This is a genomic window from Hymenobacter sp. APR13, assembly GCF_000737515.1.
Lineage (GTDB): Bacteria > Bacteroidota > Bacteroidia > Cytophagales > Hymenobacteraceae > Hymenobacter.
Window position 1 is genome coordinate 586,233 of the sequence record NZ_CP006587.1, and the last position, 12,249, is coordinate 598,481.

Here is a 12,249-nt window from a genome sequence, read left to right on the forward strand (position 1 = left end):
TGTTCTGAATCACCCGGAGGCCCGGTATATTTAAACTACGCCCAGAAGGGAATGTAACGAGCATGCTTGCGAGAGGCACCCTCGGGTTCGTCGTATTTGATGAGTTTAGCCGCCAAGGCATCGTTGAGAATGCGCGTGGCGGTGCTGTACGCCTCGTCGGCGATATTGAGCCGGGTGCGCAGGGTCTGATTGGTCATCTTCTGGCGCATGACATAGAGCAGGCAACAGTGCTGGTAGGCTGCCTGCACTCGTTCGCTTTTATCCATCTTCTCTAGTGGGCGCGGGGCAAACAGCACTACTTTGGTGTGCTTCTCGGTAGGCAAAAACTCCAGTGGAGGCAGTTGGTATAGCTCCACTTCCCCCACCGCTTTATCGATGCCACTACCACGCTCCTCACAGATGTGTGCCAGGCGCATGAGAGAAGCCAGCTGCTCGTTGCGAGACTGGTTTTCGTCGATGAAGCGCAGCGGGTCGATAATGGGTAAGCCGGGGTTGGTAATTTCGATGCGGTCGGAGTAGATTTCAACCAGTGGGCCAGTGCCTGTAAGCGCAAAGTCCTGGTGTACCAGAGCGTTGGCTACCAACTCGCGAATGGCCAGCTCTGGATAAAGCCGTACTTCCTGGCGAAGCGCCTGCCCGATGAGCTCATTGGCTGGGAGCTGACTATTGATCCACTCTATCAGCCCTTTGAAGCCAGCGGCGTATCCTTTCACGCCGGGCTGTTCGCGCAGGGTCTTGCTGCGCTTACTGGGCCCATCGTACACGATTACCCGCACGGCCTTACGTTCCAGGCCTTCAAAATCGGAGAGTCGGCGCGCAAAGAGAATGGCACCCAGATTCGTGATGCCATAGCTACCGGTGCGCGCAGTGACCAGCTTCTGATGAATGAGTTTATCGAGAATAGCCGTCTGCGTGCGGGGCAGGGGTTGCTCGATGAGCTCGAAGTAAGACTGGACATCAAGGCGCTGAATTACTTCATCGGCACTGAGCTGGCCAGCGGCTTCACCCTTCTCAAACACCTGCCGGGCGGGCGTGTGCCAGAGCTTACGCTCTTTGTCGGGATACTCACGAAGGGGCTTGGTTATGCTGTTTACGCGGATGTAGGGCTCATTTTGAAAGCGAACGGGACGGTCTTCGGCAGCCGGTATCTCAAACATAACGATGGCGTAGCCATCGTATTCGAACTCGACAATCCGGAAATCGATGCGTGGGTCCAGCATCCGGCTCAGCCACATTTCCAGGTCCTCGTTGCCTTTCTTGGCGGTGCGGGGGCTGAACTCCGTCCCGACTACGGCAATCGGCGCATCCTGGACCCCATACACCAGATAGCCGCATTCCCGCCCGTGGAGGCGGGCTCCGTTGGCCAGGGCCGAGAGGCGCTTGCCGATTTCGTCGGGGTTGGTGTTGTTTACCTTGAACTCAACCCACTCCCGCTCTCCCAGCTTCAGGAGGCGGTCAAGAAGGCTGCGGAAAGGAGAATGGTCTTCGTGCACGTAATTGGACTTGCTAGGTGGTTTGCTTCATAGCGCTTCATAAGAAAAGCGCGTTGGGAAGCGAATTTACGCGTCTTCAGCTAGAAATGGGACCTGAAAACAGCATAACCATTCATAAGCTGATTGCACGGGACAAGGTTATCCACATTATTGAAATACTGGATGGAGAAGACTTACAACCGTTTTATGTGTGTAGGTGGCACGGACGGGCCAAATATGCCCGTGAAAACTTATGTCAAAGCTTTTTCCAGCCTCTCCTTGCGGTGTTTCCAATCAGGCAGGATTGTAGCGAGGCGGCGGTAGAAGCGTCGGGAGTGGTTGGGTTCGATAAGGCGGAGACACTGGCTGAAGCTGCGGGAGCATTTGATGCTTTGGCGAGCCAGCCGGCATCTTCGGAAGGCTGAAAGCTCTGCAAGACGGGCGACGAAGCTCCCGAATAACCCGCCTCCCCCTCTACTCTACCCAAGTGCTTACGGGCCCAGGCCTCGGACACCCCTGCCAGCTACTAGGCGATACCGTAGGCAGCGAGCAACAGCAGCACCTCTATAATTTAAGGCCGGCGGAAACGCCTAGCCCCCAAAACCACTTGTTTTGGTACAGCCATTTGTCGGCGTATTTGCCGAACATACGGTCTTTGCCAACGGTGAAGATGATGCCAATGTCGTTGCGGGCGCCAATCAGGCTGAAAGCGGGTGACAGCACCAGATTGCTCGGGATGAAATCAGTTTTTAGCTTCTGCTTCAATGGCTCCTTGCTTATGGCAACACCTGAGAAGCCCAGATTGAAGCCGGGGGTAATGGAATAGCTGTTGGTGGAGCGGTGGGTGAACTGGGTCCACCCAAACGAATAGCCGACGTTCAGGCCCAGGTTGAAGTTACCGGAGGTGACGCTGCGGGTGTAGGTGCTGTCCAGATCGTCGGTGACGCGGGGGCGGACTTTGAGCCCGATGGCGTTGACGCCAAACAGCCAGGTTTGATAGGGCAGCCACATGGAAATGGTGGGGTCGCCGACGCGGGTACGCTTGGGCAGCTGAATGCGCAGGTCGTTGTCGATGGCCGCATTGATGATGCCGGTTTGGCCAAGGCATTCATCCGTCACGGCATCTTCCGGTTTCGCGCGCGGAGTGCACGGCTCGTTGATTTTATCGTCGGTAATACTCCAGGGATCCAGCAGGAGGGTACCTTTGTCGTTGGTGACCAGCGTTCTGAGACGGGGCTGCCGTTTGAAGAACAGGAACCGGGAAGGAGTTTTGGAGCAGAACTGATACGCGGTCTGCCCCAGGGCATCCGTCACGATCAAGGAAGGGCAACCCTTCTGGAGGGCAGTTATTCTATCCTGGGTAAGGATGTACCGAAACCGGGCCCGGTAGCTGGAAGTCTGGCCGGCGGCGGCTAGCACATGCAGGGTTAACAGCAAGGAAAGTAGAACGTGTTTCATAGGTAAGGCGAGTATAAGCTAAACTAAATATATTGTATTTTATATAAAACCTTTGCACTATACCCCATATTCAGGCTGTGTATCACGGCCACCGCAACGAATAAAGGTTTGCCTGGCCTTCTCACTACCCACAATAAGGTTCCTCCCTACAGCACCAGTCGCCCATGCTCCCTGGCAGCTACCGGGGCGGCAAAGCGGCCAGGGAGCTATCGAGGGGGCATGGGCGACTGGGTTGTGTGCCTGGGTTTACCTGTTCAGGCAGGGTCTTGGCGGCACTGGATGCGGCGGGCGGGTTATGGCACCCAGGTAACGGGAACGTTCTGGAAGCCGGAAACGAATTGCGTCTTGGTATCCATGCCGGGGATGGTCTTGCCGAATGCCAGGAGCACCGCGTTGAGGTTGGTGGTGGACAGCGGCACGTTACTTACCTCTATCGAGCCTTGCACGGGGGCTTTGGAAGGAACCCGCGCAGGGCCCAGACCATAGCCTACCCGCGTAGTGCCAATGGTCATGCTTTCGATGGGGAAGCTCTTGCCCTCCTGGTCGAGAACCGTTGATTTACTACCCGCGCTGCCCCAGGCATTCTGGTCGGCCCAGATGATGAGGTCAATGGGCTCATCGGTGTTGCGAATCATGAAGGTGAATACCGCCTTGTGGGTTGATTTTGACGCTTTGCAGGAGATAAAGGTAGCGGTGAGCTTGTCGTTGCCGTTAATGGTGTTCACGGTGCCGTTGATACCCAGGCGGGCTTCGTAGGCCACGATTTTCTCTTTGAGGGCCGCATTCTCCGTTTGCACTGCGGCACAGTTCACCGGCTTGGCGGTACCGCCCGTATTCTGGGCAAAGGCAGCAGTTGAAACAACCAACGCGGGTAGCAGCAAGAGCTTTTTCATATACTGAATTGGGGGTTAGATTGGGAGAAAATCAACTAGTTAATTCGCTGTAGAAAGGTCTGCGATTTACGGCAAGCTACTCATCGGTTTTCACATCACGACGCGTCTACAAAGAAGCTGTTTAGATAGTCGAGACATTTGTCATCCAGAGCACGGCGCACGTCGTTAAAGTCGGTGCGTAGCTTCAGGCATCTGCGGGACGTGATAAAATGCGACTCGTTGGATGCGGCGCTGTGGGAGTTGGTGCAGCAGCCGGCGCCAAGGGAGGAAATCCGGCAGGCATTGCTGGGGCGCTACTTCCCGCTTACGCGCAACTACTTCCGGCCACGGGCAGATCTGGAACGGCTGGATGAGCCGGCGGCCTTGTACAACCGCGCGGTGGACGTAGCTGATGAAACAGCCCTGGCGGAGCGCAGCGGCGTGTTTTTGCGGGAGGTGCTGCAGGCGTATCAATCGACGTGCGCGGTGTCGGGGCTGCAGCTGGTGAGCACCACGGGAACGGCACCGCTGCTGGATGCCTGCCACATTGTGCCGTGGTCGGTGAGCCAGGATGATACTATCGGGAATGAGCTGGCGCTGTGCCCCAACCTGCCCCGCGCCTTCGACCGGCACCTGTTCTGGATTGATAAAGATTACCGGGTACGCGTGGCCGAGGGGTTCGGGGAACTGGGCGGGCACGACTACGGCGTGCAGCGCTTCAACGGGCAGCCGCTGCGGCTGCCGAAGGTGCGGTCGTGGTGGCCACGACTGGAGAACTTGGCGGCGCAGCATATACCTAGCACAGGTTGAATTCTATCTAATAAGCATAGCAGACTAGAGCAGAGGCGGCTTTTTCGTAACTTAGCGCACTTATGTGCCTACCTAAAGCAGGCCGGGAAACGCCGCTTTCTGATTATAACCGCCTTTTAGCTTACTTCCAAGAGTGCTTGTTCCACCCCAAACAAATGTACATGATGAACTACCCCAGGTGGAAATACCTGTGGTTGAAATTTCGTCCCCACCCTCGGGCGATGCCTTAGACCTTTTGCCACCTAGTAAACGTGACCTATCTGATAAAAAGCGCAAAGGGGTTTTCTATACTCCGGATGCTGCTGCTCAACTGCTAGCTGAGTGGAGTATTCGTAATGCTAACGACATTATTCTTGAACCGAGCTTTGGTGGATGTGGCTTCCTCGAGGCAGCACTCAATCAACTGGGCTCCTTGGGTGCTGAAAATCCTCACGGCCAGCTTCTAGGATGCGATGTAGACCCCAATGCATTTGATTATTTAGTTAAACTGCTTGAGGGTTCAACAGCCCAACAGAATTTCAAGCTGAAAGACTTTCTAGGTGTAGTGCCCTCAGATTTCCAAGTAAACAGTGTTGACGCTGTGATAGGAAATCCCCCATATGTGTCTTGGCATAATATGTTACCAAGTCAACGGGAGTCGGCTTCAAAGGTGCTCTTACCCAATGGCGAATCCCTAAATAATAAGGGTAGCTTATGGACTTTCTTCTTGGCGCATAGTCTGCAATTCTTGAATACAGGGGGACGAATGGCTTGGATTCTGCCTGGAAGTTTCATTTATGCAGATTATGCCGCTCCTCTCCGGGCCATTATTTCGGAGCAGTTCAGCCGCACCCTAGCAGTAATGCTTGAACAGCGAATCTTTCTTAATGAAGGCACAGAGGAGAGTAGCATTATATTACTCTGTGAGGATTATAAGCCAAAGGCTAGAGGACAGTCAGGAGAACTAATGCGTTTGGCATTGGTAGCAACTCTGCCTGAGTTAAAAAACACAATTCAAGCGTGGACGGATAAGCTGCCTACGGGATTTGAGTGGGACCAAGAAGCCAATAGACTATTGCTTCCTGAGGCAGTAATGAGGGCCTATGACAGCCATTGTCATGTTCCGTCATACACAAATCTTGGAACACTAGTAAAAATCAGGATAGGGCTGGTGACAGGTGACAACTCGTTTTTTGTTCTGAAGTCGTCACAAGCCACTAAGTTGAAGATTCCAAAAAAAGCATTGCGCCCCATTATTGCGCGGCAAGCTCACTTTCGTGGTTTGCAAGTCACAGATGAGGATTTAAACCAGCTCGTGAATGATGATGTCAAGTGCTTGTTATTAAATACTAACTGTTATAAAGACAAGCGGATATCGTATTATATTTCACGCTACTTAAATACCTACCCTAAGGAAAACATTGCGGCAAATCGCACTTTCGCGAAGCGAAAGCCTTGGCACCAAATTGCACAAGAGCATACTCCTGATGGTTTCTTCTCTTGCATGAATTGGCATGGGCCAATGTTGGTTCTAAACCCCGCACAGGCAACTTGCACTAATACAGTGTATCGTATACAATTTGAAAGCACTTTGTTTACGCATGAATTTGTAAAACAGCATGTTGCTGTGAGCTTACAAAGCACATTTAGTCAATTATCTGCTGAGATTTCAGGCCGTAGTTGTGGATCTGGCGCACTTAAACTTGAGCCATCAGAAGCGGGTAGAATTGGTCTTCTGCTTCCTCCGGCCCATGCAGATGCCAGCCCTGTTTTTGACCAGATTGATACCCTTCTGCGGGAAGGTCATGTTGCTGAAGCAAGAAGGGCCGCAGACCAGTTCCTAATCGAATATGGTCTTTTGACTACAGAAGAGGTAGCCGTATTAGACCTGGGACTAAGGACCTTAAGGAAAATACGTCGTGGTGACCGAAGCCCAACTACAGACTAATGAGCAATACATCACTGGAGCAATTACAGTCCGAGTTAATAACTGCAGTAAATGTGGTTCCACCTGATGTTGACCTTATTCAGGAATTAACTAATAAAATCGCACGGTTGGATACCGACAATGTTCGGTTCACAATTGATGCTGGTATAATAAGCCGTTTGGGGCAAGAACTAGTTGGAAAGCAGGAGACTGCTGTAGCTGAACTAATCAAAAACGCTTATGATGCTGACGCTACAGAAGTAAGAATCGTATTTAACAATACCGATACTCCAGGAGGAACATTAAGAATTGAAGACAATGGGCTCGGGATGACACGCGAGCAGCTATTGAACGGATTCATGCGCCTGTCATCTAATGACAAGTTGATTAATCCTTTGTCTGAACGTTATCATCGTCGCCGTGCAGGAAAAAAAGGAATTGGACGCTTTGCGGTGCAACGGCTTGGGGAGGAGCTGATATTAACAACCCAAACGGAAAGCTCTGCTAAGGCCCTCAGAGTAACCGTAAATTGGGAGTCGTTTCGTGCTGGCCGCGATTTGAGCACTATAACTAGTCGTGTAGAAGAGATTGATAAGGAATTGCCATTTGGCACAATTCTGTTTATTAAAAATCTTCGCGAAGCATGGAGCAATGCCGAACAACGACGCGTCTATAGATATGTTTCTGAGCTACTACAGCCTTATGCGCTTACTAAGTTTAAGATTCCTTCGCTTTCAAGTAACTCAAAGGTACACCCTGGGGAGTTAGGCAGGTTTGACGTTGAATTAATACATCAAAGTGGGGAGAAGGAAACAGTTGTTGCATCGAAGGATGAAACGATTTTTGCAAACGCGTTAGGCGTAATTGAAGGCTATGTTGATGAAAAAGGGCATGGAATCTGGTCAATAGAGTCTAAAAAACTAGGTATTTCTGAAGAAACCTCTGATATAGGATTAGACCGCGAAAACAAGATACCCTTTCAGTATCTACGCAATGTTAGCCTTAAGGCGTACTACTATATATGGAATAATGATTTGTTTCCAAAATTGCTTTTTAGCACGCTCCAAGAAATTGGCAGACAGCAGGGTGGAATCCGTATCTTCCGCAATGGCTTTCGAGTATCGCCATATGGAGACCGGGACAACGACTGGTTAGAGCTAGATGCTTCGTATGCTGCGAGGCGTTTCTTGCCTGCCCATGCAAACAGCAATTTCATAGGCCTTATTGAGCTTAACGATATTAAAGGTCATATTTTCGAAGAAAGAGCCAGCAGGGAGGGATTGATTGAAAATGATGCATTTAAAGAGTTACAGAAGTTTGCTTATGGTGTGCTTACAGCTGGTATTCTTAGAATTGCTGAATCGAGAAATAAGAAGCAGACTGCTGGACAAACGAATTGGAAAAACAAGGATAATGAGAGCCCTGCGGAAACTTTAAAAGGAGCTGCCGATAAAATACGGAATACTGTTGCTATTACCCGAGAGAGACTGAAAGAGCAAAGCAATCATAGAACGAAAGAAAACCAAACTGATAGCATTGTTAGCGTTATAGATACTTTCGAGAAGCTTGAAGTCGCTGTGGCAGCTCAACAAGCCGAATTGGACGAGCTTGTAAAAGTCGCAGATGTATTGGATGACGCTGCTTCTAGGGCTCATTTATTAATACAAGAGAATCAGATGTTGCGGGTGTTAGCAAGTCTCGGACTGCTAATTGGTGAATTTACACATGAAATAGTTCACGTATTAGGATCTGCACAGCAGAATGCAGACTCACTAGGGGAGTTATTAGTAAATGGAACACGCGAACAAAAGGCATTCGACCACTTGGGTTCTAACATAAGTCGATTACGTGGCTATTTGAATTTCTTCTACCAAACTATTGCCAGTAACGCTAGTCGGGAGTTAGTGCCTCAAAACTTACGAGCAGTAGGCAGGCAATTTGAAGAATCTATGGGAGCAAGTATTAAACGTTCCGGTATCACATTTGAATTTGAACCGCTTGGATACGAATTGTTTACTCCGCCAATGCATGCATCTGAAATCAACTCTTTACTTTTAATTTTTACTCCAACTCATTAAAAGCTATTAAACGCGCTGGAACAGAGGGCCGAATGCTACTTCGTGTTGGTGCGGAGGGTAATAGGGTTTTCTTAGAGTTTGCTGACAATGGGGATGGCATCCCGGAAGCCATTCGTGACAGAATCTTCAACGCGTTTTTTACAACTGCATCCCCTGCTAGTAGAGATAGTACTTATGCTGAAGAAGCGCAAGGCAGTGGTTTAGGATTAAAAATTGTCTCTGACACTGTCGCTGTTTACGGCGGTGAGGTTTTTCTTTCTGCTGCGCCTTCTGGCTACACTACTTGCTTTAGAGTTGAGTTTCCTTCATATCTACCTGATGAATCAAACAGTTAAGTACCTCTGCGTCGATGACGAAGAGACAACATCAACAGAATCATTTCGAAACAACCTGAGTGGCGCTGAAGCTAGACTCTTAATTGAGCCAAGCTTGCCCGACATTTTCAGTGAAGAGGTCGATAATCTTAAGCGCAGTATTGTAGATAACGAATATTCTGGGCTATTGCTAGACCTACGCCTCGACGGGCCAGGAAGTAAAGCCCATTATAGGGCTCCGGCGCTTGTCCAAGAGATCCATACTAGGGCTGCTGAAAAAGACTTCCCTGTACTTCCGCTTATTCTATGGTCAAATGATATTAAACTAAACATATCATATTGGCCAGACGATACTAGCCACGACCTGTTTGACTTAACAGTTTATAAGGAAAAGCTGGCTGGTAATGATTTGCCTTACGCTACCGAGAAAGCGCGCAAGATGGTCGCCTTAGTCGATGGATACGAAATGATCAGGTCATGTAATGTAGAAGGAGTTGAGAGGGCAGCTACATTATTGCAAAAATCTGTTGAGTTCGTTTCACAACTTGACCCACGGCTTTTATACCCTATTACTAAGCCGCTTTCAGAATCGTCAATATTCGATCAAGCTCGCTTTATACACCGGCAGTTGCTAAATATACCAAATAGTGCATTAGTATCTAGTGAGATTTTGGCTGCACGGTTAGGGTTGGATATAAGGGAAGTGCCTAATTTTGATGATGCAGCGACTGAACTGTTTCCTAATGCACGCTACACAGGTGCTTTTGCGTATGGGTGGCCATGCTGGTGGATGCCCATAGTTGAAAAGGATTGGCAAAATATGCCAAAGTCTCCCGGTGTACTTAGGCAATTAACAGCAGAACAGCGTGTCGCATTTATCAATAGTTCACTAAAGCGTGATGATTATAAACCTGCTCAGGGCATTGAGTGGACTAAGTCGAAAGCATTTTGGACTGTCTGCCAAATCACCAGAAAGCCTCTAGACCCTCGAAATGGGTACGTTGTAAATAGGCAGCTATACCCATGGCAGTTAACTCAATACTTATCCCTGCATGGCAAGCTAGACGGCAGCACAGAAGCGAATCGCATTGACATTGACCCATTAGATATTGAACGTTTTGATGATGATAAAGCCACCACATTAGCTGCATTAAAAAAATGAAATCAGGTGGTAACTACGCTTCATCGCTCAGAAAATTAGTAACTTCTTTACGCAAAGCTGTTCCGGCTTTTGAATGGGATGAAATAGATGGCTTAGCAGGATATTGTCACGGAATCTCCAGTAAGCTCAAATTATGGGAATATGAGCTTAAAGATTTTTCCTTTCCATCCCAAACATTAAAAATTGCAGAATTAGATAAAGTTCATCCGGTTACAGTTAAGAATTACAAAGTCGTTTTGTCTATAGAAGCTAGCGGCACATTCATTGATGCAGGTACCGTTGAAGACCCTATCAAAGATTTGGAAGTGAATATTGTAGTAACTGATTTGCCGGGTGAAGAACCTGAGTCCATATACTGCGCTTGGCACCTAGATAGTCATCCGCCAAAAAACTCTAAGGGTCCAACGGCTAGTAAATTTGCTCATCCTCGTTATCATTGGCAGTACGGAGGGAAAAAGGTATGGGAAAATATCAATCCTGATTTTTATGGTTCTCACTTACTTTTAGAATCTCCACGACTTCCCCATCCACCTCTCGATATAATACTTGCCATTGACTTTGTTTTTGCTAATTACTATGCTAAACAATGGCAAACTTTGAGAGAAGATGACGAATACCAGAGAGTCATAGAAGAGGCGCAAGAGAGATTCTGGAAGCCCTATTTCTTAAAAATTCAGGATAACTGGATGAACCGTTCCGCTGCTGCCCCACTTGACCTGATGCCATTTTTCTTTCCTAAAATTTTGGATTAATGCAGACAGAAATAATTAAATAAGATTTGTGAACACACCTCTCCGCATCGAGCAAGCCACAATCACCTCGTCCGTAGCCCCGTTGCGGTGCTTGGCTACGTCGAACAGCACAGTGTCAGCAGTGGGGGTACCGTCCTCGTACTCGGCGATGCTGTAGTACTCGCCGCGCCAGAGGAAGATGATGCAGTCGGCATCCTGCTCCAGGCTGCCGGACTCGCGCAGGTCCGAGAGCAGCGGGCGCTTCTCCCCTCCCCTTTTCTCCACGTCGCGGCTGAGTTGTGACAGGGCAATGACGGGGGCGTTGAGCTCCTTGGCCAGCTCCTTGAGGCTGCGGCTGATACTGCCTACCTCCTGCTCCCGGTTGCCTTTGGTGTCGCCGCGCATGAGCTGGATGTAGTCGACCAGCACCAGGCTCAGGGGGTGCTGGGCGTGGAGGCGGGCGCACTTGGCGCGCAGCTGCTGAATACTCAAGCCGGGCGTGTCGTCGAGGTGCAGGGCGTGGCCGTGGGTGTGGAGGCGCCGGGCCTGCTCGCGGATGTGCGCCACCTGCTCCAGGCCGCCGGGGAGGTTGCCGCGGCGCAGGTCGGAGTTGGAGTAGCCGGGCACCTCGCTGGCAATCATGCGCTGCATGAGCTGCAGGGTGGGCATTTCGAGGCTGAAGATGGCGGTGTGGTGGCCGTGTTCGAGGGCGGCGGTGCGGGCGAAATGCAGCAAAGCGGCCGTTTTGCCCATGGCGGGCCGGGCCGCCAGAATGATCAGGTCGCCCGGCTGCCAGCCGCCGGTCAGGCCGTCGAGCTGGGTGAGGCCGGTAGGAATGCCGGTGAGGCCGTGCTGGCCGACTGACTGCGCGAGGCGGTCGAAGGCGGGGCCGAAAGCGGCGGCGGCCGTCTGGCCAGGGCGGGTTTCGAGGGTGCGGTGCAGGCTGGTGAGATGGGTCTGGGCGATGGCCAGCAGCGCCAGCGGGTCGCGGGTGTCGTCGTAGCCGTAGGCGGTCAGCTCGGTGCCGGCGCCGATGATGACACGGCGGGCGTACTGCTCCAGCAGGATGCGGCAGTGGGTTTCGAAGTGAGCAGCGGAGTTGATGCGGCTGGTGAGACCTGCCACGAAGGCGGGGCCGCCGGTGCGTGCCAGCGTGCCGCGGTGGCGCAGCTGGGCCACCACGGTAAGCAGGTCGGCGTGTTCGCCCTGCTGCACCAGGTCGCGGATGGCCAGGTAGACCTGCCGGTGCGCAGCGGAGTAGAACACGTCCTCGGTGGGCAGGGTGACGAGCAGGGTGCGCTGGGCACTGGCTTCGAGCAGCGCCGCGCCCAGGACGGCGGCTTCCAGGTCCAGAGCCTGGGGCGGCGTTTTATAGCTGTTAGCTGATAGCTGTTGGCTGTTGGCTTGCATAGCTGATGGCTGTTGGCTGATGGCTGTTAGCTTTTT

Annotated in this window: 11 protein-coding genes; 6 read left to right on the forward strand and 5 right to left on the reverse strand. The window is 51.1% G+C overall.

Features of this window, described 5'->3' with window-relative positions:
- Positions 1 to 35: 35 nt before the first annotated feature.
- The 4 genes from N008_RS02455 to N008_RS02470 all read right to left on the reverse strand — a co-directional run bounded on the left by N008_RS02455 (position 36) and on the right by N008_RS02470 (position 3,823).
- The gene (locus N008_RS02455; protein ID WP_044013479.1) at positions 36 to 1,493 is read right to left on the reverse strand and encodes an ATP-binding protein; all 1,458 of its coding nucleotides are present in this window, start codon (positions 1,491 to 1,493) and stop codon (positions 36 to 38) included.
- A 230-nt stretch (positions 1,494 to 1,723) separates the two neighbouring features.
- Complete coding sequence (locus N008_RS24225) at positions 1,724 to 1,876, reverse strand: YgjP-like metallopeptidase domain-containing protein (RefSeq protein WP_081910933.1); 153 nt, start codon at positions 1,874 to 1,876, stop codon at positions 1,724 to 1,726.
- Between the two features lie 160 nt (positions 1,877 to 2,036).
- On the reverse strand, positions 2,037 to 2,930 hold the full coding sequence (locus N008_RS02465) for a hypothetical protein (protein ID WP_197062933.1): 894 nt from the start codon (positions 2,928 to 2,930) through the stop codon (positions 2,037 to 2,039).
- 293 nt (positions 2,931 to 3,223) lie between these two features.
- Positions 3,224 to 3,823: a hypothetical protein gene (locus N008_RS02470; RefSeq protein WP_044013484.1), complete on the reverse strand. Its 600-nt coding sequence runs from the start codon at positions 3,821 to 3,823 to the stop codon at positions 3,224 to 3,226.
- Positions 3,824 to 4,024: 201 nt separating this feature from the next.
- Between N008_RS02470 and N008_RS02475 the strand changes: the two genes are divergently transcribed.
- The 6 genes from N008_RS02475 to N008_RS22915 all read left to right on the forward strand — a co-directional run bounded on the left by N008_RS02475 (position 4,025) and on the right by N008_RS22915 (position 10,824).
- On the forward strand, positions 4,025 to 4,612 hold the full coding sequence (locus tag N008_RS02475; RefSeq protein ID WP_197062934.1) for an HNH endonuclease: 588 nt from the start codon (positions 4,025 to 4,027) through the stop codon (positions 4,610 to 4,612).
- Positions 4,613 to 4,745: 133 nt separating this feature from the next.
- On the forward strand, positions 4,746 to 6,539 hold the full coding sequence (locus N008_RS22205; RefSeq protein ID WP_081910569.1) for an Eco57I restriction-modification methylase domain-containing protein: 1,794 nt from the start codon (positions 4,746 to 4,748) through the stop codon (positions 6,537 to 6,539).
- Complete coding sequence (locus N008_RS22210) at positions 6,539 to 8,596, forward strand: ATP-binding protein (protein WP_081910570.1); 2,058 nt, start codon at positions 6,539 to 6,541, stop codon at positions 8,594 to 8,596. The genes N008_RS22205 and N008_RS22210 overlap by 1 nt, the downstream gene beginning before the upstream one ends.
- Before the next feature lie 32 nt (positions 8,597 to 8,628).
- Positions 8,629 to 8,931 (forward strand): ATP-binding protein, encoded by a 303-nt coding sequence (locus tag N008_RS22215; RefSeq protein ID WP_071884467.1) that lies wholly within the window; start codon positions 8,629 to 8,631, stop codon positions 8,929 to 8,931.
- Complete coding sequence (locus N008_RS22910; protein WP_156108968.1) at positions 8,915 to 10,072, forward strand: hypothetical protein; 1,158 nt, start codon at positions 8,915 to 8,917, stop codon at positions 10,070 to 10,072. Before N008_RS22215 ends, N008_RS22910 begins: the two co-directional genes overlap by 17 nt.
- Positions 10,069 to 10,824 (forward strand): hypothetical protein, encoded by a 756-nt coding sequence (locus N008_RS22915; protein WP_156108969.1) that lies wholly within the window; start codon positions 10,069 to 10,071, stop codon positions 10,822 to 10,824. The genes N008_RS22910 and N008_RS22915 overlap by 4 nt, the downstream gene beginning before the upstream one ends.
- A 15-nt stretch (positions 10,825 to 10,839) precedes the next feature.
- Here the strand turns inward: N008_RS22915 and dnaB are convergent, their stop codons facing one another.
- A complete protein-coding gene (gene dnaB / locus N008_RS02485; RefSeq protein ID WP_052381116.1) occupies positions 10,840 to 12,213 on the reverse strand; it encodes a replicative DNA helicase in 1,374 nt (457 codons plus the stop codon).
- Positions 12,214 to 12,249 lie beyond the last annotated feature (36 nt).

Excerpts from the sequence above, each read along its gene's own strand:
- N008_RS02465 (WP_197062933.1), bottom strand. The coding sequence starts at position 2,930 with ATGAAACACGTTCTACTTTCCTTGCTGTTAACCCTGCATGTGCTAGCC.
- N008_RS02470 (WP_044013484.1), bottom strand. The coding sequence starts at position 3,823 with ATGAAAAAGCTCTTGCTGCTACCCGCGTTGGTTGTTTCAACTGCTGCC.
- N008_RS22210 (WP_081910570.1), top strand. The coding sequence starts at position 6,539 with ATGAGCAATACATCACTGGAGCAATTACAGTCCGAGTTAATAACTGCA.
- N008_RS22215 (WP_071884467.1), top strand. The coding sequence starts at position 8,629 with ATGCTACTTCGTGTTGGTGCGGAGGGTAATAGGGTTTTCTTAGAGTTT.
- N008_RS22910 (WP_156108968.1), top strand. The coding sequence starts at position 8,915 with ATGAATCAAACAGTTAAGTACCTCTGCGTCGATGACGAAGAGACAACA.
- N008_RS22915 (WP_156108969.1), top strand. The coding sequence starts at position 10,069 with ATGAAATCAGGTGGTAACTACGCTTCATCGCTCAGAAAATTAGTAACT.
- dnaB (WP_052381116.1), bottom strand. The coding sequence starts at position 12,213 with ATGCAAGCCAACAGCCAACAGCTATCAGCTAACAGCTATAAAACGCCG.